The 22,938-nt window shown below is 72.3% G+C and carries 21 protein-coding genes; 17 read left to right on the top strand and 4 right to left on the bottom strand.

From position 1 onward, the window contains the following. Positions 1-35 precede the first annotated feature (35 nt). Complete coding sequence (locus CP984_RS08160) at positions 36-1,208, bottom strand: YihY/virulence factor BrkB family protein (protein WP_032923053.1); 1,173 nt, start codon at positions 1,206-1,208, stop codon at positions 36-38. Positions 1,209-1,226: 18 nt separating this feature from the next. On the opposite strand from CP984_RS08160, the gene CP984_RS08165 reads away from it, so the two are divergent. The 3 genes from CP984_RS08165 (at position 1,227) to CP984_RS08175 (ending at position 5,807) form a co-directional block, all read left to right on the top strand. Continuing rightward, positions 1,227-2,879, top strand: coding sequence for an acyl-CoA dehydrogenase family protein (locus tag CP984_RS08165; protein WP_030182926.1), 1,653 nt, complete (start codon positions 1,227-1,229; stop codon positions 2,877-2,879). Positions 2,880-3,448: 569 nt separating this feature from the next. Further along, the gene (locus tag CP984_RS08170) at positions 3,449-4,729 is read left to right on the top strand and encodes a GAF domain-containing protein (RefSeq protein WP_003983647.1); all 1,281 of its coding nucleotides are present in this window, start codon (positions 3,449-3,451) and stop codon (positions 4,727-4,729) included. Between the two features lie 226 nt (positions 4,730-4,955). Then, a complete protein-coding gene (locus CP984_RS08175; protein WP_003983648.1) occupies positions 4,956-5,807 on the top strand; it encodes an LLM class flavin-dependent oxidoreductase in 852 nt (283 codons plus the stop codon). Positions 5,808-5,851: 44 nt separating this feature from the next. On the opposite strand, the gene CP984_RS08180 is transcribed toward CP984_RS08175, so the two are convergent. After that, positions 5,852-6,292, bottom strand: coding sequence for a hypothetical protein (locus CP984_RS08180; protein ID WP_030182930.1), 441 nt, complete (start codon positions 6,290-6,292; stop codon positions 5,852-5,854). Between the two features lie 109 nt (positions 6,293-6,401). On the opposite strand from CP984_RS08180, the gene CP984_RS08185 reads away from it, so the two are divergent. From CP984_RS08185 to CP984_RS08250, 14 genes are all read left to right on the top strand, one after another. Next, a complete protein-coding gene (locus tag CP984_RS08185) occupies positions 6,402-6,968 on the top strand; it encodes a GNAT family N-acetyltransferase (protein WP_003983650.1) in 567 nt (188 codons plus the stop codon). Positions 6,969-7,128: 160 nt separating this feature from the next. Further along, positions 7,129-7,212 (top strand): putative leader peptide, encoded by an 84-nt coding sequence (locus CP984_RS42775; RefSeq protein WP_312024626.1) that lies wholly within the window; start codon positions 7,129-7,131, stop codon positions 7,210-7,212. A gap of 194 nt (positions 7,213-7,406) precedes the next feature. Continuing rightward, positions 7,407-9,104 carry a nitrite/sulfite reductase gene (locus CP984_RS08190; protein WP_003983651.1) on the top strand — a complete coding sequence of 566 codons (1,698 nt, stop codon included), beginning with the start codon at positions 7,407-7,409 and terminating at the stop codon, positions 9,102-9,104. Beyond that, on the top strand, positions 9,101-9,298 hold the full coding sequence (locus CP984_RS08195; protein ID WP_003983652.1) for a hypothetical protein: 198 nt from the start codon (positions 9,101-9,103) through the stop codon (positions 9,296-9,298). The genes CP984_RS08190 and CP984_RS08195 overlap by 4 nt, the downstream gene beginning before the upstream one ends. Continuing rightward, entirely contained in the window at positions 9,295-10,002 is a 708-nt protein-coding gene (locus tag CP984_RS08200; RefSeq protein ID WP_003983653.1) for a phosphoadenylyl-sulfate reductase, read from the top strand. The genes CP984_RS08195 and CP984_RS08200 overlap by 4 nt, the downstream gene beginning before the upstream one ends. 68 nt (positions 10,003-10,070) lie before the next feature. Next, positions 10,071-10,604, top strand: a complete 534-nt coding sequence (cysC, locus tag CP984_RS08205; protein ID WP_030182933.1) for an adenylyl-sulfate kinase — start codon at positions 10,071-10,073, stop codon at positions 10,602-10,604. After that, entirely contained in the window at positions 10,601-11,545 is a 945-nt protein-coding gene (gene cysD / locus CP984_RS08210; protein WP_003983655.1) for a sulfate adenylyltransferase subunit CysD, read from the top strand. Before cysC ends, cysD begins: the two co-directional genes overlap by 4 nt. Positions 11,546-11,547: 2 nt before the next feature. Continuing rightward, entirely contained in the window at positions 11,548-12,897 is a 1,350-nt protein-coding gene (locus tag CP984_RS08215) for a sulfate adenylyltransferase subunit 1 (protein ID WP_003983656.1), read from the top strand. 219 nt (positions 12,898-13,116) lie between these two features. Continuing rightward, the gene (locus tag CP984_RS08225; protein ID WP_003983658.1) at positions 13,117-14,223 is read left to right on the top strand and encodes an ABC transporter substrate-binding protein; all 1,107 of its coding nucleotides are present in this window, start codon (positions 13,117-13,119) and stop codon (positions 14,221-14,223) included. Between the two features lie 31 nt (positions 14,224-14,254). Then, positions 14,255-15,097, top strand: coding sequence for an ABC transporter ATP-binding protein (locus CP984_RS08230; protein ID WP_003983659.1), 843 nt, complete (start codon positions 14,255-14,257; stop codon positions 15,095-15,097). Next, positions 15,084-16,022: an ABC transporter permease gene (locus tag CP984_RS08235; RefSeq protein WP_003983660.1), complete on the top strand. Its 939-nt coding sequence runs from the start codon at positions 15,084-15,086 to the stop codon at positions 16,020-16,022. Before CP984_RS08230 ends, CP984_RS08235 begins: the two co-directional genes overlap by 14 nt. 3 nt (positions 16,023-16,025) lie before the next feature. After that, positions 16,026-16,784, top strand: coding sequence for a sirohydrochlorin chelatase (locus CP984_RS08240; RefSeq protein WP_003983661.1), 759 nt, complete (start codon positions 16,026-16,028; stop codon positions 16,782-16,784). 91 nt (positions 16,785-16,875) lie between these two features. Next, the gene (locus CP984_RS08245) at positions 16,876-17,232 is read left to right on the top strand and encodes a trypco2 family protein (RefSeq protein WP_003983662.1); all 357 of its coding nucleotides are present in this window, start codon (positions 16,876-16,878) and stop codon (positions 17,230-17,232) included. Beyond that, positions 17,229-20,408, top strand: a complete 3,180-nt coding sequence (locus CP984_RS08250) for a S1 family peptidase (RefSeq protein WP_003983663.1) — start codon at positions 17,229-17,231, stop codon at positions 20,406-20,408. The genes CP984_RS08245 and CP984_RS08250 overlap by 4 nt, the downstream gene beginning before the upstream one ends. Here CP984_RS08250 and CP984_RS08255 read toward each other — a convergent pair. Both CP984_RS08255 and CP984_RS08260 read right to left on the bottom strand, forming a co-directional pair. Then, positions 20,362-20,874, bottom strand: a complete 513-nt coding sequence (locus CP984_RS08255; RefSeq protein ID WP_003983664.1) for a metallophosphoesterase family protein — start codon at positions 20,872-20,874, stop codon at positions 20,362-20,364. The genes CP984_RS08250 and CP984_RS08255 overlap by 47 nt on opposite strands. Before the next feature lie 16 nt (positions 20,875-20,890). Continuing rightward, the gene (locus CP984_RS08260; protein ID WP_003983665.1) at positions 20,891-22,924 is read right to left on the bottom strand and encodes a CocE/NonD family hydrolase; all 2,034 of its coding nucleotides are present in this window, start codon (positions 22,922-22,924) and stop codon (positions 20,891-20,893) included. Positions 22,925-22,938: the final 14 nt, after the last annotated feature.

Raw genomic sequence — 22,938 nt, forward strand, 5'->3', positions numbered from 1 at the left:
GCCCGTCCGAAGCGGCAACCGGCGCGGGGCTCCCCTCAGTGCCGCCCCCGCCTCTTCGCATACGCGTACAACCGGGCCTTGATATCGACCGGCGGCAGGAACTCGGCCCAGCGTTCGGGGTACTCGGCTGGGGGCGGGGTGTCGTCGTCTTCGGTGTCGTCGTCTTCTTCGTCGTCCGGGGTCGGGGGGTCGTCCGCCGCGGTGCTGCCCAGGCCGACGGCGGTGAGGGCGGCGCGCTGGGCGGCGGCCACCTCGCGGGCGCGGTGTTCTTTTTCGGCTCGGCCGGCAGCGGTGGCCACCGAGGGCCATACGCGGTCCAAAGCGGCGTTCATGGCGGCGCCCACCAGGACCGCGAAGGCGGAGACGCCGATCCACAGGAGGACGGCAACCGGTGCGGCGAGAGAGCCGTAGATGGTGGGGCCCTCGACGGTCTGGGTGAGGTAGACGCGCAGCAGCAGGCTGCCCAGTACCCACATGGCGAGGGCGACGACCGCGCCGGGGATATCCTCGCGCCAGGGTGAGCGTACGGGGACGGACACGTGGTAGAGGGTGGTGAGGAAGGCGACGGAGAGGATCAGGACGACGGGCCAGTACAGGATGCGGATGGCGGTCTCGCTCGCCGGCATCCAGCTGACGACGGTGTCCGGGCCGACCACCATCAGCGGCAGCGCCACCGCGCCGACGACCAGCGCGGCCAGGTAGAGCACGAAGGCCAGCAGCCGGGTCCGGACGATGCCGCGCCGCCCGTCCAGCCCGTACATGATCGTGATGGTGTCGACGAAGACGTTGACGGCGCGGGAGCCGGACCACAGGGCGATGGCGAAGCCGAGGGAGATGACGTCCGGGCGGCGGCCGGTGAAGATGTCGTCGAGCAGCGGCCGGGCGATCTCGTTGACGCCCTTGCTGGACAGCAGCGTGTCGGACGCGCTGAGGATGTTCTCGCGGATGTGGTCGATGGTCTCCTGGCCGATCCACGGCTCCATGTAGCCGAGCAGGCCGATGAAGCCGAGGAGCAGCGGCGGCAGCGACAGCAGGCAGAAGAACGCGGCCTCGGCGGCGAGTCCGGTGACGCGGTACTCCATGCAGGAGTTGACGGTGTCCTTCAGCAGCAGCCAGGCGAGGCGGCGTTTGGAGACGTTCCGGTACAGGACCCGGGCCCTGTGCAGACGGCCGGACGGCCGCTGCGCTGCTTCTTTCACTGGCTGCACCTCCTTACCGTATCTGTCATGGCAGCCACCACTCATACGGTCACGAACCAGCCTCCGCCGCTGGTCGGGTACGACGTCTTCGCCGCCGACGCGGCGCTCGCCGAGGGCGTCGGGCGGCACGTCCCGCCCGCTCTGCTGGAGGAGGTACGAGGTGAGCTGGGCGAGCTGGGCCGCGCGGCGGGCTCCGCGCACGCGCAGCGCTGGGGCGCGCTGGCCAACGAGCAGCCACCCGTCCTGCGTACCCACGACCGCTACGGGCACCGGGTGGACGAGGTGGAGTTCCACCCGGCGTGGCACCGGCTGCTGGGGCACGCCGTCTCCGCCGGGCTGACCGACGCCTGGTCGCGGCCGGCCGGACACGTACGGCGTACGGCCGGGTTCCTGGTGTGGACGCAGGCCGAGGCGGGCCACGGCTGTCCGCTGTCGATGACGCACGCGGCGGTGCCGGCGCTGCGTGCCGACCCGGCGCTGGCGGCGGAGTGGGAGCCGCTGCTGACCTCGCGGGTGTACGAGCCGGGGCTGCGGCCGGTGGCGGAGAAACCGGGCGCGCTGGCCGGGATGGCGATGACGGAGAAACAGGGCGGGAGTGACGTACGGGCGACCACGACCGTCGCCGAGTCCCTGTCCTCCGACGGCGAGTATGTGCTGACGGGGCACAAGTGGTTCTGTTCGGCGCCGATGTCGGACGCGTTCCTGGTGCTGGCGCGGACGTCCGGGGACGAGGGCGAGCTCTCGTGTTTTCTGCTGCCGCGGGTGCTGCCGGACGGCAGCCGCAACTCCTTCCGCATCCAGCGGCTGAAGGACAAGCTCGGCAACCGCTCGAACGCGTCGGCCGAGGTCGAGTTCGACGGCACCACCTGGGCGCGGCGGGTCGGCGAGGAGGGGCGCGGGGTGGCGACGATCATCGAGATGGTCGCGGCGACCCGGCTGGACTGTGTGACGGGGTCGGCGGCGGTGATGCGGCAGGCGGTGGCGCAGGCGCTGCACCACACCGCGTACCGGCAGGCGTTCGGCAGGCCGCTGGCGGACCAGCCGCTGATGCGCAACGTCCTGGCGGACCTGGCGCTGGAGTCCGAGGCGGCGACGGCGCTGGCGCTGCGGCTGGCGGCGGCGTACGACGCGGACACCGAGCAGGAGCGCGCCTTCCTGCGGATGGCGGTCCCGGCGGCCAAGTACTGGGTCACCAAGCGCTGCACCCCGGTGGCCGCCGAGGCGCTGGAGTGCCTGGGCGGCAACGGTTACGTGGAGGAGTCCGGCATGCCGCGGCTGCTGCGCGAGTCGCCGCTGAACTCCGTCTGGGAGGGGTCGGGCAATATCCAGGCCCTGGATGTGCTGCGGGCGCTGCGCCGCGAACCGGCGGCGCTGCACGCGTTCCTGACGGAGATCGGTACGGCACGGGGCGCCGACCACCGCCTGGACGCCGCGATCAAGGAGATGCTCACCGAACTGGCCGACCTGGAGGGCATCGAGGCCCGCGCCCGGCGGCTGGCGGAGCGGATGGCGCTGGTGCTGCAGGGTTCGCTGCTGGTCCGGTACGCACCGCCCGAGGTCGCCGACGCGTTCTGCGCCTCACGCCTGGGCACCGACCACGGCGCCTCGTTCGGCACCCTGCCGCCCACGCTCGGCCTGCGCGCCATCGTGGAACGGGCGCGGCCGGTGGTGGACGGCTGAGGAGGAGGAAGGACGGGCGGGGTGTCCTCGCCGCCGCAAGCCCGGGCAGCCCGGAAAAGCCGGAAAGTGCGGTGGCGGACCTCGTTCCCTGAAGAGGGGGGTGGGGTCCGAGGTCCGCCACCGCGTTTGCGGGAAGCGGTGCCGCGCCGACCCGGCACCGCTTCCCGGACTCGGACCGGCTCTCGGAGCCGGCCCTCAGGGCCTGTTCCCGCCCCTGCGTGCGGCGTCCCGGCCGCCACGGCGAGGTCCGCGGCCGCGGCCGCCGGAAGGTGACGGCATCCGGCGGCCGGCGCCGGGGCGCCGGCGGCGGAGCGGGACGCCGCGGGGCCGCGCGGGGTGCGCGGCGCGGGCCGTACGGGCGCCGTGTGCCGCATCGGCCACGACAATGTGAGGAGTGCTGTTCACCATGGCGCTGCCCCCTCTCCGTACTGCCGGTCACCTTCCTCGCCCCCGTCATACGCCACAACAGTTGCAGCCCGTTGCAACCAATTGGCGCAATCCCCCGTTCGGACCGGCCCGGTGACGGCACCATGGGCGCAACCGCGGACAGTGCACTACGGAGAGACAGCGTGAGCGACAGACCGATCGACATGGGTATCTGGTCGGCCCAGGAGATACGCGCGACGACGCGCCGGCTCGCCTCGGTCCGCGAGGCCGCGCTGTGCGGTGAGCGGACGGCCACCGCGCCCCGCGCGGTGATCTGCGAGTCGTGGCGCCGGGCGCTCGGCTCCGGCGTCGATCCCGACCGGGACCGCAGGGAGCGCCCGCTGACCGTGGAGGAGCTGGAGCACCGGCGGCACAGTTCGCAGCTCGCGTCGCTGCTGCCGCTGTTCAACAGCGGTCTGCTGCCGGCCGTCGACGCCGCCCAGCAGATCATGGTCGTCGCGGACGGCGAGGGTCGGGTGCTGTGGCGGGAGGGCTGCGCCGCGGTACGGCGGATGGCCGACCGGCACGGCTTCGACAAGGGCGCGGACTGGACCGAGGACGTCGTCGGCACCAACGCCATCGGGACCGCGCTGGTGGCCCGCCGCCCCGTCCTGGTGCACACCACCGAGCACTTCGTACGCACCCACCACCAGTGGACGTGCGCCGCCGCGCCGCTCCACGACCCGCGCGACGGGCGGCTGCTGGGCATCGTGGACGTCAGCGGCCCGGCGCACACCTTCCACCCCACGGTCCTGTCGCTGGTCACCGCGGTGGCCCGGCTCGCGGAGGGCGAGCTGCGCGAGCGGCACCACGGCGCGCTGGACCGGCTGCGGGCGAGCGCCGCCCCCGTACTGGCCCGGCTCGGCGGGCAGGCACTGGCCGTCGACAAGGACGGCTGGACGGCCGCGGTGACCGGGCTGGCCCCGCCGGACCGGGTCGCGCTCCCCAAGTCCCCCGAGGCCGGGCCGCTGTGGCTGCCGCGCTACGGCATGTGCACGCTGGAGCCGCTGCCCGGCGGCTGGCTGATCCGCGTCGGCGCGCCACCGGGCGACGAGCCCCGGCCCAGCCGGGTGCTGCTGGACCTCAGCAGCCGCGCCCGGCCCGCGGTCACGGTCACCGGCCCGGCGGGCAGCTGGTCGCACGAGCTGAGCCCGCGCCACGCCGAGGTGCTGTTCGTGCTGGCGCACCGGCCGCAGGGGCGCAGCGCCGCCGACCTGGCGCAGGATCTGTTCGGGGACCGCGGCCGTACGGTGACGGTACGGGCCGAACTGTCGCGGCTGCGCCGCCACCTCGCGAGTGTGCTGGCGCACCGCCCGTACCGCTTCGCCGACGGGGTGGACGTGGAGCTGCGCCTGCCGCCGCGCCCGGTGGACCTGCTGCCGCACTCGACGGCACCGGCGGTGGTGGCGGCGCGGAGCGGGTGACCGTGGTGCGGCGGCCGGATCGCGGGGGGTCCGGCCCACGCACCGTCCGCCCCATAAATACGATGCGGCCCCGCGCACCCCTCGGGTATCCTCACCTCGCTTCGAACATCAGCTCCCCAGGAGGACGTCGCAGAACGGGAGCGACCCACGCCACGGCGCGCGTGCGGCCAAGTGAGCGGGCGACACGACATCTCGCGATCGACCCTGCCCTCCTGGAGGACCTGTCATGTCTGTCGGCCTCGGCCTGCCCATCGGCGACCCCGCGACCCTGCTGACCTGGGCCCGGCGCGCCGACGCCGCCCCGTTCCGCAGCATCGCGCTGCTCGACCGGCTGGCGTACGGCAACCCCGAACCGCTGATCACCCTGGCCGCCCTCGCCGGCGCCACCTCCCGTGTCCGGCTGCAGACCGAGGTGCTGCTCGCGCCGCTGCACCGCACCGCGCTGCTCGCCAAGCAGGCCGCCACCCTCGACCTGCTGTCCGGCGCCCGCTTCACGCTCGGCATCGGGCTGGGCGGGCGCGCGGACGACTACGCGGCCGTGGGCGTCGACAAGCGCACCCGCGGCCGGCGGCTGGACGGCCAGATGGCCCGGCTGCGGTCCGTATGGGCCGGTGAGCCGTACGGCGCGGACGTCGGCCCGATCGGCCCGGCCCCGGCCCGTCCCGGCGGCCCGGAGATCCTGTTCGGCGGCTTCGTGCCGGCCGTGATCCGGCGGGTGGCCCGCTGGGGCGACGGCTTCCTCGGCGCGGCGCTGCCCGCCCCGCTGATGGACGGGCTGTTCCGCAAGGTGGAGGCGGCCTGGGACGAGGCGGGGCGGCCCGGCCGTCCGCGGCTGGTGGCCCAGGTGAACGTGGCGCTCGGCCCGGAGGCCGTCCTCGACGAGGCCCGGCGCGAGGCCCGCGCGTACTACGGCCCGTCCGAGTACACCGACCACGTCGTCAACGGCCTGCTCACCACGGAACGGCAGCTCCTCGACACGGTGACCGCCTTCCGCGCCATCGGCGCCGACGAGGTCATGCTCTACTGCTGGGCCACCGACCCGGACCAGGTGGACCGCATCGCGGACGCGGTGCTGTGATCCGGCCGGGCCGCACGGGGGGATTCCGTGCGGCCCGGGCCCGGTCAGCCGAGAGCAGGGTTCGCAAGGTCCAGCGTCAGCCGGTTTCCCCAGTCGTTGGTGAACACGGCGTGCATGCCCTCGTACCTCACCCCGACGAACGGGTTGGAGCGGACCATGACGGCGACCCACCGCAACGAGCGGCTGGCGTCGAGACGGGCGAGGTGGCCGATGTTGCCCATCCCGCTCCCACCTCCGGTGAGCCACCCCGTCCCGTCCGGCAGCGGGCTCTCGAAGTAGGTGTCGGCCTCGGCGGTGCCGTGTTCCTCAATGTCCTGAGCGACATGGAACGGTCCCCCGGTACGGAACGGAATCGGCTGCCCGGCGTCCGGGTGGTACGCCCCCGGACCCTCGACGTACACCTCCGATCCGGTGTCATCCGAGCGGTACAGCCCGTCGCGGAACGGCATCTTCCCTGCGTCCCACAGCTCCTCGACCAGTCCCATGACCCACCCCTCGCCCATTCGGCATGCCCGCCACGGGCCCGCGGGCGCTGATCATAGAACGCACCGGGGCCAGAAGCGTGCAGGCGGCCCCCTGTGATCTCCTGCCCCCATGACCATCACCGTGACCACCTGGCACCTCGAACAGACCGCCCCCGACGACCTCGCCCCGGCCACCGCTCCCCCGGCGGAGCAGCGGGTGGAGATCGTCCGTGCGGAAGTGGCGTCGCCTGAATTCAGCCGGTTCCTGTACGCGTCCGTCGGTGGGGACATCGCGTGGACGGACCGGCTGGGGTGGTCGCCCGCGCGGTGGCGGGAGTTCCTGGGGCGGCCGGGGGTGGAGACCTGGGTGGCGTACGAGCGGGGGACGCCGGCCGGGTACATCGAGCTGGACGCGCAGCCCGAAGGGGTCGTGGAAATCAGCTACTTCGGCCTCCTGCCGGCGTTCCGCGGCCGCCGCATAGGGGGGCATCTGCTGACGTACGGGACCGCGCGCGCCTGGGACCTGGCCGGGCGGTGGCCGGGGCGGGCGAAGACGCGACGGGTGTGGGTGCACACGTGCAGCCAGGACGGGCCGTACGCGCTGGACAACTACCGTCGGCGGGGCTTCCGGGTGTTCGCGACCGAGGTGACGGAGGAGCCGGAGGCACCCGCTCCGGGTCCGTGGCCGGGCGTCTGAGCGGAGGCGGGGGCTCCCGCCGGGAAGGGGAGGACCAGGGCCCCGCGGCCCGTCCCGCCGCGGCGTGACCGGCGTCACACCGTCTCGCCTTGCGGGACACTCTTGTCCACACTCCGGACGGCGGTGGACTGGCTCAAGAGCGCCGTGACACGCTTCCGTCATGTCTACAGCTGGAATTGCCTTGGTGAGTCGGCGGCACGTCGACCTCGGCCGCATGTCCAGCGCCATCTGTCCGGCGGGCTGACAGTCTCAGCAACGTCATTCCTTTTCGCCGTCCCCATCGCCGCGGACGCGCGGGCACCCTGATCCGACCTGCCCCGGACACCCTCTCACCAACACCTCGCACCGCTCCGTGACGAGGCACGTCTTCGCAGGTCATCGCAGGGCTGCCGCTGCCCGCTCCCGCCCTTACCGAGCCGCCCAGAAGGACGTACCGCCATGGCCGCCACCTCCGATCGACCCAGCCCCGCCACGACCCGCCGCAAGGCCGGACGCCACCGCGGGGAGGGGCAGTGGGCCGTAGGTCACTTCACGCCGCTGAACGGCAACGAGCAGTTCAAGAAGGACGACGACGGTCTCAATGTGCGGACACGCATTGAGACGGTCTACGCGAAGACCGGGTTCGCCTCCATCGACCCCAACGACCTGCGCGGCCGGATGCGCTGGTGGGGCCTGTACACCCAGCGCAAGCCCGGGATCGACGGCGGCAAGACCGCGGTCCTGGAGCCCGAGGAGCTGGAGGACGAGTACTTCATGCTGCGGGTGCGCGTCGACGGCGGGCGGCTGAGCGTCGCGCAGCTGCGGGCCATCGGCGAGGTCTCCCAGGAGTACGCGCGCGGCACCGCGGACATCACCGACCGGCAGAACATCCAGCTGCACTGGGTGCGCATCGAGGACGTCCCGGCGATCTGGCGGAAGCTGGAGTCGGTGGGTCTGTCAACGACCGAGGCGTGCGGCGACTGCCCCCGCGTCATCATCGGTTCGCCGGTCGCGGGCATCGCGGCGGACGAGATCATCGACGGTTCGCCCGCGATCGCGGAGATCGAGCGGCGCTTCATCGGCAGCAAGGAGTTCTCCAACCTGCCGCGCAAGTTCAAGACGGCGATCTCCGGGTCGCCGGTGCAGGACGTGGTGCACGAGATCAACGACGTCGCGTTCGTGGGCGTCGAGCACCCCGAGCACGGCCCCGGCTTCGACCTGTGGGTGGGCGGCGGCCTGTCCACCAACCCGCGGCTCGGCGAACGCCTGGGCGCGTGGGTGCCGTTGGCGGAGGTACCCGACGCGTGGGCCGGTGTGGTGGGGATCTTCCGCGACTACGGCTACCGGCGGCTGCGCAACCGCGCCCGCCTGAAGTTCCTGATGGCGGACTGGGGCCCGGAGAAGTTCCGGCAGGTACTGGAGGACGAGTACCTCAAGCGGAAGCTGATCGACGGCCCGGCGCCGGCCGAGCCCAGCAGCCGCTGGCGCGACCACATCGGGGTGCACCGCCAGAAGGACGGCCGGTTCTACGTGGGCTTCGCGCCGCGCGTCGGCCGGGTGGACGGTGCCACCCTCGTCAAGGTCGCCGAACTGGCCGCGGCACACGGCTCGGACCGTTTGAACACCACCGTCGAGCAGAAGATGATCATCCTCGACGTGGCGGAGGAGCAGGTCGAGCCGCTGGTCGCGGGGTTGGAGGCGCTGGACTTCCAGGTCCGCCCGTCGCCCTTCCGGCGCGGCACGATGGCCTGCACCGGCATCGAGTTCTGCAAGCTGGCCATCGTCGAGACGAAGGGCCGCGGCGCCGCGCTCATCGACGAGCTGGAGCGCCGGATGCCGGACTTCGAGGAGCCGATCACCATCAACCTCAACGGCTGCCCGAACGCCTGCGCCCGCATCCAGACCGCGGACATCGGCCTCAAGGGCCAGCTGGTGCTGGACGAGGACGGCAACCAGGTGGAGGGCTACCAGGTGCACCTGGGCGGTGCGCTCGGCCTCCAGGCGGGCTTCGGCCGCAAGGTCCGCGGTCTGAAGGTCACCGCGGCGGAGCTGCCGGACTACGTGGAGCGGGTGCTGACCAACTTCCAGGAGCAGCGCGAGGTGGGCGAGCGGTTCGCCACCTGGGCCGCCCGCGCGGACGAGGGAGCGCTGAAGTGAGCGAGCGGGCCGCGCCGTTCTACTGCCCGTACTGCGGCGACGAGGACCTGCGCCCTTCCGAGGAAGGACACGGTTCCTGGGAATGCGGGGCGTGCAACCGCGCGTTCCGGCTCTCGTTCCTCGGGCTGCTGGCCAAGGGCGTCGCCGCCCCGGCCGGTCAGGCCGTCAACCGCCAAGGGGGCAGCGAGATATGACGGTGATTCAGCACCGTACGGATGACGAATTGGCCGCGCTCGCCGAGCGGGCCGGACGCGACCTGGAGGACGCCTCCCCGCTGGAGATCCTCACCTGGGCCGCGGAGACGTTCGGCAAGCGCTTCTGCGTCACCTCCTCCATGGAGGACGCGGTGGTGGCCCACCTGGCCTCGCGCGCCTTCCCCGGCGTGGACGTGGTCTTCCTCGACACCGGCTACCACTTCCCGGAGACCATCGGCACCCGCGACGCGGTGGAGGCGGTGATGGACGTCAACGTCATCACGCTCACCCCGCGGCAGACGGTGGCCGAGCAGGACGCCGAGTACGGGCCGAAGCTGCACGACCGGGACCCGGACCTGTGCTGCGCGCTGCGCAAGGTCAAGCCGCTGGAAGAGGGCCTGGCCGGGTACGACGCCTGGGCGACCGGGCTGCGCCGCGACGAGTCGCCGACCCGCGCGAACACCCCCGTGGTGGGCTGGGACGCGCGGCGCCGCAAGGTGAAGATCGCGCCGATCGCGCGCTGGACGCAGGACGACGTGGACGCGTATGTGGCCGAGCACGGCGTGCTGGTCAATCCGCTGCTGACCGACGGCTACGCCTCGGTCGGCTGCGCGCCCTGCACCCGCCGGGTACTGGCGGGCGAGGACGCGCGGGCCGGCCGCTGGGCCGGCCGCGACAAGACCGAATGCGGGCTGCACGGATGAGCGGCCCCGGGGTGTCCGGCCATGGCGCGCCGGACCACGAGGACATACAGGACCTTCGGGAGCGAAAGATGACGGGCGCCACGGTGTGGCTGACCGGACTGCCCAGTGCCGGCAAGACCACGATCGCGTACGCGCTGGCGGAGCGGCTGCGGGGCGAGGGCCACCGCGTCGAGGTGCTGGACGGCGACGAGATCCGCGAGTTCCTCTCGGCGGGGCTGGGCTTCGACCGGGAGGACCGGCACACCAACGTGCAGCGCATCGGCTTCGTCGCCGAACTCCTGGCGAGCAACGGCGTCAAGGCACTGGTGCCGGTGATCGCGCCGTACGCGGACTCGCGGGAGGCGGTGCGCAAGCGCCACCAGCGCGAGGGCACGCCGTACCTGGAGATCCACGTGGCCACGCCCGTCGAGGTGTGCTCCGAGCGGGACGTGAAGGGCCTGTACGCGAAGCAGGCGGCCGGCGAGATCTCCGGGCTGACCGGCGTCGACGACCCGTACGAGGAGCCCGAGTCGCCCGATCTGCGGCTCGTGACGCACGACCGGACCGTGCAGGAGTCCGCGGCGGCGCTGCACGCGCTGCTCACCGAGAGGGGACTGGCATGACGACCGCCGCTGCCGTGAGCCAGGGCACCGGGGACGCCGACAACCCGTACGCGCTCAGCCACCTGGACGCGCTGGAGTCCGAGGCGGTGCACATCTTCCGCGAGGTGGCGGGCGAGTTCGAGCGACCGGTGATCCTCTTCTCCGGCGGCAAGGACTCGATCCTGATGCTGCACCTGGCGCTGAAGGCGTTCGCGCCCGCGCCGGTGCCGTTCGCGCTGCTGCACGTGGACACCGGGCACAACTTCCCCGAGGTGCTGGACTACCGCGACCGCACGGTGGCCCGGCACGGGCTGCGGCTGCACGTCGCCTCCGTACAGGACTTCATCGACCGCGGCGAGCTGCGCGAGCGCCCGGACGGCACCCGCAACCCCCTCCAGACGGTGCCGCTGCTGCACGCCATCGAGTCGAACCGTTTCGACGCGGTGTTCGGCGGCGGGCGCCGGGACGAGGAGAAGGCACGCGCCAAGGAGCGGGTGTTCTCGCTGCGCGACGAGTTCGGCGGCTGGGACCCGCGCCGCCAGCGCCCCGAGCTGTGGCAGCTCTACAACGGCCGGCACTCCCCCGGCGAGCACGTCCGCGTCTTCCCGCTGTCGAACTGGACCGAGCTGGACGTGTGGCAGTACATCGCCCGCGAGAAGATCGAGCTGCCCGCCATCTACTACGCCCACGAACGCGAGGTGTTCGCCCGGGGCGGCATGTGGCTGGCGCCCGGTGAGTGGGGCGGCCCCAAGGACGGCGAGAGCGTCGAGACGCGCCTGGTGCGCTACCGCACCGTCGGTGACATGTCCTGCACCGGCGCCGTCGACTCCGACGCGGCCACCATCGAGGCCGTCATCGCGGAGATCGCCGCCTCCCGGCTCACCGAGCGGGGCGCGACGCGGGCCGACGACAAGCTGTCCGAGGCCGCCATGGAGGACCGTAAGCGCGAGGGGTACTTCTAACCATGAGCACGATTGTCGACCCGGTCGACGTGGCCGCCACGGCCACCTCACTGCTGCGCTTCGCCACCGCCGGCTCGGTGGACGACGGCAAGTCCACCCTGGTCGGACGGCTGCTGCACGACTCGAAGTCGGTACTGGCCGATCAGCTCGAAGCGGTCGAGCGGGCCTCGCTGGGCCGCGGCCAGGAAGCCCCGGACCTGGCGCTGCTGACGGACGGGCTGCGGGCCGAGCGGGAGCAGGGCATCACCATCGATGTCGCCTACCGCTACTTCGCCACGCCCCGGCGGCGGTTCATCCTGGCCGACACGCCCGGCCATGTGCAGTACACGCGCAACATGGTGACCGGCGCGTCCACCGCCGAGCTGGCCGTGGTGCTGGTCGACGCCCGCAACGGCGTCGTCGAGCAGACCCGCCGGCACGCCGCCGTCGCCGCGCTGCTGCGCGTCCCGCACGTCGTCCTGGCCGTCAACAAGATGGACCTGGTGGACTACGCCGAGCCGGTCTTCGCGGCGATCGCCGAGGAGTTCACCGCGTACGCCGCCTCGCTGGGCGTCCCGGAGATCACCGCCATCCCGATTTCCGCGCTGGCGGGCGACAACGTGGTGACCCCGTCAACGAACATGGACTGGTACGGCGGCCCGACGGTGCTGGAGCACCTGGAGACCGTGCCCGTCGTGGCCGACCCCTCCGAGGACCCGGCGCGCTTCCCGGTGCAGTACGTCATCCGCCCGCAGACCCCCGAACTGCCCGACTACCGCGGATACGCGGGCCAGATCGCCTCCGGCGTGCTGCGCGTCGGCGACGCGGTGACGGTGCTGCCGTCGGGCCGTACGAGCACCATCGAGGCGCTGGACGTGCTGGGCCAGGCGGTGGACGTGGCCTGGGCGCCGCAGTCGGTGACCGTACGGCTCGCCGACGACCTGGACATCTCGCGCGGCGACCTGATCGCCCCGGCCGCCGCGCCGCCCGCCACCACGCAGGACGTCGAGGCGACCGTCTGCCACGTCGCCGACCGGCCGCTGAAGACGGGCCAGCGGGTGCTGCTCAAGCACACCACCCGTACGGTCAAGGCGATCGTCAAGGACATCCCGTCCCGGCTGACGCTCGACGACCTCTCCCAGCACCCGGCGCCCGGCGAGCTGGCCGCCAACGACATCGGCCGGGTCGTGCTGCGCACCGCCGAGCCGCTGGCCCTGGACCCGTACGCCGACTCCCGGCGCACCGGATCGTTCCTGCTCATCGACCCGGCGGACGGCACCACGCTGACCGCGGGCATGGCCGGGTCCGCGTTCGCCGAGGCGGCCGAGGCCGCTGCGGCACACGCCGACGACGACGCGGAATGGGACTTCTGACATGACCGGTTCCCTGGCCCTGGACGCCTTCTCGACGTTCGCGAAGGAGGGCGGCCGGATCGGCAGCGGCGCCCTGGGCAGCGGCCAGGGCGGCGTCGGGCGATGTGTGCGCCGATGACGTACCGCCATATGCCCCCCACGCCCCCCTTCCGACATCCCACCGCTCTGCCGGGCCCGCCGTAGGCGCTCGCCGCCCGGCCCTCCGAGAGGACCCCCTCCGTGCCTGCCGTACGACGCCGCCGCCTCCTCGCGGCCGCCGCCACCGTCCCCCTCCTGCTGGGCGCGCTCGGAGCGTGCGGCTACGGGTCCCGCGCCAAACAGGACAGCCAGGGGACGGTCGCGGCGAAGGGCCCGAAGACCGACGGGCTCGACCAGGTGAAGGTCGGCTACTTCGCCAACACCACGCACGCCACCGCGCTGGTCGGCGACCAGAAGGGGTTCTTCCAGAAGGAGCTGGGCGGTACGAAGTTCGCGCCGTCGGTCTTCAACGCGGGCCCGGCCGAGATCGAGGCGCTGAACTCCGGCGCCATCGACATCGGCTGGATCGGCCCGTCCCCCGCGATCAACGGCTGGACCACCTCCAAGGGCAAGAGCCTGAAGATCATCTCCGGTTCGGCGTCCGGCGGCGTGTCGCTGGTGGTGAATCCCAAGAAGATCAAGAGCCTGGACGACCTCAAGGGCAGGACCATCGCCACCCCGCAGCTGGGCAACACCCAGGACGTGGCGCTGCTCAACTACCTGGCCGAGAAGGGTTACAAGGTCGACGCCACCACCGGCAAGGGCGACGTGACCGTGCAGCGCACCGAGAACAAGGTCACCCCCGTCGCCTTCCGGCAGGGCAGCATCGACGCCGCGTGGGTGCCCGAGCCGACCGCCTCCAAGCTGGTCGCCGAGGGCGGCAAGGTGCTGCTGGACGAGAAGAAGCTGTGGAAGGACGGCAAGTTCGTCATCACGAACGTGATCGTCTCGCAGAAGTTCCTCAAGGAGCACCCGAAGGCCGTCGAGGCGGTGCTGCGCGCTTCGGTCAAGACCAACACGTACATCAGGACCCACCCCGCCGAGGCCAAGCGGGCACTCAACGACAAGCTGGCCACCGCGTCCGGCAAGGCACTGCCGCCCGACGTCATCGACCCGGCGTTCCGCAACACCGACGTCACCGACGACCCGCTGGCCGCCACCCTCCAGCAGGAGGCCGACCACGCGGTCCGGGCCGGTCTGCTGAAGAAGCCCGCCCTGAAGGGCATCTACGACCTGACGCTGCTCAACAAGGTGCTCAAGGCCGAGGGCAAGCCGGCGGTCGACGACGCCGGTCTCGGCGCCGAGTAGTCCGCCGCACGCATCCCAGGAGGTGACCCCGATGACGACCCCCACGCTCGGCAAGCCCGGCAGCCGGACGTCCGCCCCGGCGGACACGGGCGGCGCGGCCGCTTCGTACGCCGCTCGCATCGACCATGTCTCGAAGTCCTTCGGCCGCCCCGGCGCGCAGCAGCATGTGCTGGACGACATCAGCATCGATGTCGCGCCGGGCGAGTTCGTCTGTCTGCTGGGGGCGTCGGGCTGCGGCAAGTCGACGCTGCTCAACCTCGTCGCCGGGCTGGACGGCCCGTCCGCGGGGAGCATCGAGACGCCCGGCGGCCGCCCGGCCCTGATGTTCCAGGAGCACGCGCTGTTCCCGTGGCTCACCGCGGGCCGCAACATCGAACTGGCGCTGCGGCTGCGCGGGGTGCCGCGCGCGGAGCGGCGCGGCGAGGCGGAGCGGCTGCTCGAACTCGTACGGCTCAAGGGCGCGTACGGCAAGCGGGTGCACGAGCTGTCCGGCGGCATGCGGCAGCGCGTGGCGATGGCCCGCGCGCTGGCGCAGGACAGCCGGCTGCTCCTGATGGACGAGCCGTTCGCGGCCCTCGACGCGATCACCCGCGACGTCCTGCACGACGAACTGACCCGCATCTGGCAGGAGTCCAACGACGGCACCGCCAGCAGCGGCGGCCTGTCCGTCCTGTTCGTCACCCACAACGTCCGGGAGGCGGTGCGGCTCGCCGAGCGGGTGGTGCTGCTGTCCTCCCGGCCCGGCCGGATCGCCCGCGAGTGGAGCGTGGACATCCCGCATCCGCGGCGCATCGAGGACGCGGCCGTCGCCGACCTTTCCGTAGAGATCACCGAACAGCTCCGTGGGGAGATCCGCCGCCATGGCCAGCACTGAGACCGGCACCACCGACACGGCCTCCGGGACGGCGGTGACCGGGGCCGCCGGGGCGCGGCCCGACGGCGCCGCCGACCTGGCCGGGCTGGAAGCCGGTCTGGACGCCCTCGACACCACCGTCACCGACCGCCGGCCCTGGCTGCGCAGGCTCGGCGCCAAGGCGGCGCCGCCGGTCGTCGCCATCGTCCTCGTCCTGGGCCTGTGGCAGCTCGCCTACCACTTCGAGCTCAAGGACCACTACCTGCTGCCCAGCCCGGTCGATGTCGCCCGGTCGCTCCAGGACAAGTGGCTCGAAGGCACCCTGCTCGACTACGTGTGGACCAGCGTGTCGCGCGGCGCGCTCGGCTTCCTGGCCTCGGTGGTGATCGGTACGCCGCTCGGCCTGATCGTCGCCCGGGTCAAGCCGGTACGGGCCGCGATCGGGCCCATCCTCAGCGGCCTCCAGTCGCTGCCCTCGGTGGCGTGGGTGCCCGCCGCCATCATCTGGTTCGGCCTGAGCGACGCCACCATCTACGCGGTGGTGCTGCTCGGCGCGGTCCCCTCCATCGCCAACGGCCTGGTCTCCGGCGTCGACCAGATATCGCCGCTCTACCTGCGCGCCGGCCGCACGATCGGCGCCCGCGGCCTGACCGGCGTCCGGCACGTCCTGCTGCCCGCCGCGCTGCCCGGCTACCTCGCCGGCCTCAAGCAGGGCTGGGCGTTCTCCTGGCGCTCCCTGATGGCCGCCGAACTCATCGTCAACGCCGCCGACCTGGGCACCGGCCTCGGCCAGCTCCTGGAACAGGGCCGTGAGCTCCAGGACATGTCCTGGGTGCTGTCCGCCATCCTCCTCATCCTCATCGTCGGCATCGGCATCGAGCTGCTGATCTTCGCGCCGATCGAGCGGCGGGTGCTGCGCAGCCGCGGACTCCTGGTGAAGAGCTGACCCATGTACGTACCACCGGCCCTCCTCGTCATCGCGCACGGCAGCCGCGACCCGCGGCACGCGGCGACCGTCACCGCGCTGTGCGCGCGGGCCCGGGCACTGCGCCCCGGCCTGCGCGTCGAGGTCGCCTTCCTCGACTTCAACGCGCCGGATGTGCCCCGGGCGCTGGAGCGGCTGGCGGCGGACGGCGTACGGGAGGTGGTGGCCCTGCCGCTGCTGCTGACCCGCGCCTTCCACGCCAAGACGGACATCCCGGCCGTCCTGCGGGAGGCCGGTGCGCGGCTCCCCGGACTCACCGTCCGCCAGGCCGACGTGCTCGGACCGTCGCCGCTGCTGACGGCCGCCCTGGAGCGGCGGCTGTACGAAGCCGGGCTGCGGCCCGGCGACCGGCGCTCGACCGGGGTCGTGCTGGCCTCGGCGGGCTCCTCCGACCCGGAGGCGATCGCAGTGATCGCTGAAATCGCGCGGGAGTGGCGGCGCACCACCGGTTGGTGCGCCGTGCGGCCTGCGTTCGCCTCCGCCTCGCTGCCCCGCACCGCGGACGCCGTACGGGCGCTGCGCGCCGACGGCGCCGCACGCGTGGCCGTGGCCCCGTACGTCATCGCCCCCGGCTTCCTCCCGGACCGCATCGCCCGCGGCGCCGAGGAGGCGGGGGCCGAGGTCCTCGCGGATGTTCTCGGATCGGCGCCGGAAGTGGCGCGGCTGCTGGTGCGGCGGTACGAGCAAGCGGCGGGGCGCGCGGTGCGGGCGCTGGCGGCCTGACTTTCCGTACGGTCCGGCTCCGAATGCTACGTTCGCTGCCACGGATTCGGGACGGCGACGGCCGGCCAGGGCTGTCGGAGCGGGGGAAGGCATGGGCACGCAGGACCCTCTGGAGAACGTGGAACTCACCGCGGCCGTACAGGGGCTGAGGGATCAGCTGATGGCCGCCGTGGACGCGTCGGACGGTCGGCCCATCAGGTTCGAGGTCGAGGAGATCAACCTGGAATTCGCCGTCGAACTGCGTCGCGACGCGCAGATCAAGGCCGGGTTCAAAGCCTGGGTCGTATCCGGCGACAGCCAGGCGGGAGCGGCCCGTACCGCCGCTCACAAGGTGTCGGTGAAACTGCGGCCGAAGAACTCCCGCGACGGCGGCCCGGTGGAGATCGGGAATCAGGACGACGTGAGCATGGAGGTCTTCGGCGCCCCGCTCGACGGGCACCGTGAATGAGCGCCCGGTCCGCCGAACGCATCGCCCTGGTACAGGCGGCCCGGCAGGGCAGCGGATTCCTCCTCACCTCACGGCTGGTCCTGACCTCGGCCCATCTGTTCGACGGGGCCGAGGACGTCCGCGTCGCCGTTCCCGGCGGTACGGGCGTCCAGCGCGGCCGGCTTCTGTGGCGCCGTCACGACGAGATAAGTGACGCCGCGCTGGTCGAGGCCGCCGGAGACCTGGTGGCCGACCCGGCGAAGTGCCGGATAGCGGATATCGCGTGGGGCAGGATCGCGGGCCTGGCCGCCTGGGAGAACTGCGAGGCGATCGGCTATCCCCGGATATCCCTGCAGGAGGGGAAACGGCCGGACACCGAGCAGATCGTCGGCACCCTGAAGCCCGGTTCCTCGCTCCTGCGCGGCCGTTACGTCCTGGACAGCGCCCATTCCCCGCCGCCCCACGCGGACGGCCCGTCCGCGTCACCGTGGCAAGGAATGTCGGGAGCCGCCCTTTTCGCCGGCGAATACCTGATCGGTGTGGTGTGCGGCGACCCGGTGCGCTGGGGGCACGCCCGTGTCGAGGCGGTCCCGGTTTCCGTCCTGGTCGGCGATCCCGCATTCGAGCGGGCGATGTGGGAAGCGGCCGGGGTGCGGCCGGAACTGACGGAGGTCGTCAGGCCGGTGGAACCGGCCGTTCAACCCCCGCCGGATTCCCCCGCATTCGTCTGGCAGCCGGTACGGGAAGCCGACCCGGCGGGTTTCGGAATCCACCGCGCGCCGGCGGCCCCGGGCCATGGGCAGGTGGTCGAGTACGTACCCCGCGCCGTCGACGCCCAGTTGGACGAACACCTCGACGCACTGGCCGACTCCGGCGGGATGCTTCTGCTGACGGGCGACTCGGCGGCGGGAAAGACCCGGGCCCTTTTCGAGAGCATGCGCCGGAAGCTGGGTGACCGGCTGGTCTGCGCCCCCGACCCGGACGCGGAATTGTCCGCGCTCCTCTCCTGCACCGGCGAGGAGAGGAGAGTCGTATGGCTCGACGATCTGCACGACTATCTGCGCTCCGACGGGCTGACACTTTCGCTGCTCGACGGGCTGATCAGCCGGCGGGTCACGGTGCTCGCCACACTGCGTACGGAGTTCTACGAGCACTACACCGACGACCAGGACGCCCCGTCCCTGACCCGGGGCACCGACCCCCGGCTGCCCTCTTCTCCGGGCCGAATCCTCCGCAGGGCACAGCACCTCACCCTTGAGCGCATCTGGACCGACGGTGAACGGCGGAATGCGTCCCGCAGCGCGGATCCGCGTATCGCCGAGGCATTGAGGTCCGACCGGGCCTATGGACTGGCCGAATATCTCGCGGCGGGCCCGCAGGTGCTCAAGATGTGGCGATCCGCTTCCCGGGTGAAAGGCAATCCGCGGGGAGCCGCGCTCGTCGCCGCCGCGATCGACCTCGTACGTACCGGAGTGGGCTCCGCGCTGCCGCCGGAGGCGGTGGAGCGCCTGCACGAGCACTACCTCGACCGGGCGGGTGGCCCCGCGCTGCGGCCGGAAGGGCTGGACGAGGCGTGGGACTGGGCGGCGCGGATCGTCCTGGGGGTGACCAGCCCGCTGGTTCCGGGGCGGGGCGGGACGTGGAAGCCGTGCGATTACCTGGTGTCCGATGTGGCGCGCCGGTCCCGGCCGGACGAACTGCCGGAGGAGGTGTGGGGAGAGGCGCTGCGTGTGGTGGACGACGCGCGGCGCGTGCTGGTGTCCACGGTGGCCCGGGTCGCCGGGCGGCCGGACGTCGCGAAGGACGTGCTCCGGCCGCTCGTGGCGGCCGACGCCCCGGACGCGCTGGTCCACTTCGGTGCGCTCCTGGCCGCGGAGCACGACCACGACGGGGCCGCCGACTGCTTCCGCCGCGCCTCGGACCTCGGCGACCCGACGGGTACGCACAACATGGGCTCGCTGTGTGTCGTACGGGACGATCTGGAGGGTGCGCGCGACTGGTACACGCTGGCGGTCGAGCGCGGTGAGTCGGCGTCGATCGGCGCCCTGGGCCTGGTCCACGAAAAGCTGGGGAACCGAGCGGAAGCGACACGTCTCTGGAAACGCGGCACCGAAGCCGGAGACCCCGGAAGCGCTTTGCAGTATTCCGACTGGCTGTCCTCGCAATGGCAGTCGGAGGAGGCGGTGGCGGCCCTGCGCATCGCGGCCGACGGCGCGCTTCCCTATGCGGCATTGTCGTACGCCGGTGTCCTTCTGCGCAAGGAGGACCACGAAACGGCAAACGCCTATGTGGCAAAGGCGTATGACGCGGCGGTGCGGCAAGGCCGGCTGGGTGAGCCGGCCGGTTGTCTGATGGCTGGGGTGACCGCGTATTCCCTCGGTGATGTCCGGGCCGGTGAGGAGTGGTGGCAACGGGCACGCGATAAGGGATGCGCGGTGGACTGGCACGTCGTGGAATCCCCGGAGGGTTTTCCCGGCCTGCGACATCTGGCCGTCAGTTCGGAGGCATTGGACAAGCTCGGCGACAAGGGAGTCCGCCGTCTCATGCGGCTGCTGTGGGCCGCGGACTGCCAGGATTGCGGTTATCCCCTTCAGGACGGGGTGCCCGCGCTGTATGTGGACGACCATCGCACGACGGCGGAGGCCCGGCTGTTTCATTTCGGCATGTGCCGATTCCCGCGGTGGAACACCTCCGCCCCGGTCACCTTCGCCAAAGACGCCGGGGTCACGTGGAGGGCGTTCAGCGGCGGGGTGACCGCGGGCGGGCAGCTGATTCCGGCGCTGGTCGTGAATCCCTCGTTCGAATCGGCGCAGTTGGTCCTGGACGATCAGGTCTGGACAGCGGCCGGCGCGTACGGGCCCCGGTCGGCGGGGAGCGCGGCGCTGCGTCTCCGGCCGCTGCGGGACGGATTCCCGCCCCGGCGCTCCGATTCCCTCGCCCGGGCGCTCATCGGTGACGGCGTGGTGGCGGTGGCGGCTCTCACCGAGATCTGGTCCGCTCCCGCCACCGGGGAGCTGATCCGGCTCGTGCACCAAAGCGGTGGTCTGCTGCTCGTCATGACCAGCGCTTTCGGGCCGGACAGTCCGGTCACGGCGGAAGAGCTGGAACGCCTGCTGGCGTCCTGGGACGCCATGGCGCGCTGGGTGCCGCTCACGCCCCGCCGCGCAACGGCAGCCGATGCAGTTCGACTTCGCTGAGCCGCCCCTCCCCCGCCTCCACCGTCATGTACGTACAGTACGGCTGCCGCCTGCGATCGGTCGGTGAGCCGGGGTTGAGCAGGCGCAGGCGGCCGTCCTCCGTGGTGGTGTCCCACGGAATGTGGCTGTGGCCGAAGACCAGGACGTCCAGGTCCGGGTACCGTTCGGCGCACCGGCGTTCGCGGCCCTGTTTCTGGCCGGTCTCGTGGACCACACCCCAGCGCAGGCCGCCGAGTTCCGCGTAGGCGACCTCGGGCAGGCGGGCACGCAGTTCCGGGCCGTCGTTGTTGCCGTACACACCGATGAGCCGGCGGGAGCGGTCCTCCAGGAGGTCCAGCGTGGCGGTGTCCACCCAGTCGCCGGCGTGCACGACCACATCGGCGCGGGCCACCTCGTCCAGCAGCTCCGGCGGCAGGGCCTTGGCGCGTTTGGGCAGGTGGGTGTCGGACATCAGCAGCAGGCGCACGGGCCGACCGTACCTCTCACAGGCAGTCGCGCGGGATCGTCTCGTTCCAGGTGCGGGAGAAGACGCGGCGGTCGTTCTCGTAGCCGTCCAGGGTGGCGTCCACGATGAACTGCTTCTCGTCGCACCGTACTTCCTGGTGGGTGACCACCCGTACGTCCCAGTCGCCGCGCCGGAAGCGCATGGTCCACAGGGTTTCGCCGGTGGCGGAGGTGAAGTCGTCGGCGACGGTCGCATACCGCTCGTACGCGCGCCGGCCGACCTCCATGCCGGTGTCGTCCAGGCGGGCCAGACCGCGGTCCTTGACGATCTCCAGCTCGGAGTTGTAGCCGATCAGGTCGCGCTTGACCTCCCAGCGCTCCTCCGGCGCGGTCAGCTGGCTGACGGTCAGCGGCCGGGTGCCCTCCGGCTCGCCGAACGGGCGCGGCGGCAGCCGGTCGGGTTCGGTGGTGGGGCGTACCGGCAGCGTCAGGGTGCTGGTCCCCTCGTGCACGGTGAGCATGGCGGGCCGGGGCGGCGGCCAGGCCAGCGGCCAGTACGAGGTGGACAGCGACAGGCGGATGCGGTGGCCGGGCGGGAACGCCTGGGCGACGCCGTTGAGCTGGACGGTGGCGCGGTAGCGGCGGCCGGGCTCCAGGGGCTCCGGTTCGCCGATCGTCTCGTGGTGGGCGAGGTTGAGCACGCCGTAGGTGACGCGGGTGGCCCGGCCGTCGGGGGCCACGTCGGAGATCCGGGCGGCGACCATGGCGACCGGTTCGCTGACCGACAGGTCCAGTTCGACGGTGGGCGAGCCGAGGATCTCGACCCGTTCGGTGAGCCGGTCGCTGTCGAAGACGAGCGAGCCGCCGTCCTCCTCGCGCTGGTCGTACGGCAGGTCGGGCGGCGCGTTGTAGGAGGCCCACTTGCCGGCGAACTGGCCGACGGACAGCGGCGACTGCACGGTCAGCACGCCGCAGCCCCGGTCGCCGCACTCCTCGCCGTCGGCGCCGATCCGGTGCCGGAACAGCGGGCGGGCCACGGACCGGATGTGCGGGGAGGGCCAGTCGGGCTCGCCGACCCAGCGGCCGGGGCGGGTCTCGTAAGACGTGGACGGCGGCACGCTGTCCTGCATCCACGCGCTGAGCATCGGCCCGTCCATGACGCCGTTGTCGGCGCCCTTGAGCCAGTGGTCGAACCAGCGCACGACCTCTTGGAGGTAGCCGATCGCGGGGCCCGGTTCGCCCAGGTGGGGGAACTTGTGCGACCAGGGGCCGATCAGGCCCTTGCGTGGCACGTCGAGGCCGCCCAGCAGCCGCGTCACGGCGTTGGAGTAGCCGTCGGCCCAGCCGCTGGAGGCGAGGACCGGGCAGCGTACGGAGCTGTAGTCCTCGCAGACCGAGGCGTGCCGCCAGTAGGCGTCGCGGCGCTGGTGGCTCAGCCACTCCAGCGCCCACGGCCTGGTGTTCTCCAGCCGTTCCCGCCACATCCCGCGCCACCGCCCGCCCACCACGGCCGGGTCGGGCGGGCAGGTGCCGTAGGCGAACATGGTGCCCGCCTCGGCCAGGTTGTCGGAGAGCAGCTGGCCGCCCATGTAGTGCATGTCGTCGGCGTACCGGTCGTCGGTGAACGACGCGATGACGATGGCGCGCAGGCTCGGCGGCTGCCGGGCGGCGACCTGGAGGGCGGCGAAGGCGCCCCAGGACAGGCCCATCATGCCGGTGGTGCCGTCGCACCAGGGCTGTGCGGCCAGCCAGGCGAGCACGTCCTCGGCGTCGGCCTGCTCCTGCTCCAGGTACTCGTCCCGGAGCACTCCCTCCGACTCGCCGGTGCCGCGCAGGTCGACGCGGACACAGGCGTAGCCGTGGCCGGCGATGTAGGGGTGGTGGATGGAGTCGCGTACGGCGGTCAGGTCCCCCTTGCGGTACGGGATGTACTCCAGCACCGCCGGCACCGGCTCCTCGTCCGAGGCCGTGGGGCGCCAGATGCGCGCCGACAGGCGGGTGCCGTCGGAGACGGGGATGGTGACGTGGTCCTCCTCCGCCGTGGCGCAGGGCAGATTGCTCACGTAACGCATGCGGCGACCTTCTC

The organism is Streptomyces rimosus, from assembly GCF_008704655.1.
In the GTDB taxonomy this organism is placed as follows: domain Bacteria; phylum Actinomycetota; class Actinomycetes; order Streptomycetales; family Streptomycetaceae; genus Streptomyces; species Streptomyces rimosus.

Bases quoted from the DNA above. Each gene is read 5' to 3' on its own strand.
- CP984_RS08250 (WP_003983663.1), top strand. From the start codon at position 17,229: ATGAGCGCCCGGTCCGCCGAACGCATCGCCCTGGTACAGGCGGCCCGG.
- cysC (WP_030182933.1), top strand. From the start codon at position 10,071: ATGACGGGCGCCACGGTGTGGCTGACCGGACTGCCCAGTGCCGGCAAG.
- CP984_RS08230 (WP_003983659.1), top strand. From the start codon at position 14,255: ATGACGACCCCCACGCTCGGCAAGCCCGGCAGCCGGACGTCCGCCCCG.
- CP984_RS08180 (WP_030182930.1), bottom strand. From the start codon at position 6,292: ATGGGACTGGTCGAGGAGCTGTGGGACGCAGGGAAGATGCCGTTCCGC.
- CP984_RS08240 (WP_003983661.1), top strand. From the start codon at position 16,026: ATGTACGTACCACCGGCCCTCCTCGTCATCGCGCACGGCAGCCGCGAC.
- CP984_RS08175 (WP_003983648.1), top strand. From the start codon at position 4,956: ATGTCTGTCGGCCTCGGCCTGCCCATCGGCGACCCCGCGACCCTGCTG.
- CP984_RS08200 (WP_003983653.1), top strand. From the start codon at position 9,295: ATGACGGTGATTCAGCACCGTACGGATGACGAATTGGCCGCGCTCGCC.
- cysD (WP_003983655.1), top strand. From the start codon at position 10,601: ATGACGACCGCCGCTGCCGTGAGCCAGGGCACCGGGGACGCCGACAAC.
- CP984_RS08245 (WP_003983662.1), top strand. From the start codon at position 16,876: ATGGGCACGCAGGACCCTCTGGAGAACGTGGAACTCACCGCGGCCGTA.
- CP984_RS08260 (WP_003983665.1), bottom strand. From the start codon at position 22,924: ATGCGTTACGTGAGCAATCTGCCCTGCGCCACGGCGGAGGAGGACCAC.
- CP984_RS42775 (WP_312024626.1), top strand. From the start codon at position 7,129: ATGTCTACAGCTGGAATTGCCTTGGTGAGTCGGCGGCACGTCGACCTC.
- CP984_RS08235 (WP_003983660.1), top strand. From the start codon at position 15,084: ATGGCCAGCACTGAGACCGGCACCACCGACACGGCCTCCGGGACGGCG.
- CP984_RS08215 (WP_003983656.1), top strand. From the start codon at position 11,548: ATGAGCACGATTGTCGACCCGGTCGACGTGGCCGCCACGGCCACCTCA.
- CP984_RS08185 (WP_003983650.1), top strand. From the start codon at position 6,402: ATGACCATCACCGTGACCACCTGGCACCTCGAACAGACCGCCCCCGAC.
- CP984_RS08190 (WP_003983651.1), top strand. From the start codon at position 7,407: ATGGCCGCCACCTCCGATCGACCCAGCCCCGCCACGACCCGCCGCAAG.
- CP984_RS08165 (WP_030182926.1), top strand. From the start codon at position 1,227: ATGGCAGCCACCACTCATACGGTCACGAACCAGCCTCCGCCGCTGGTC.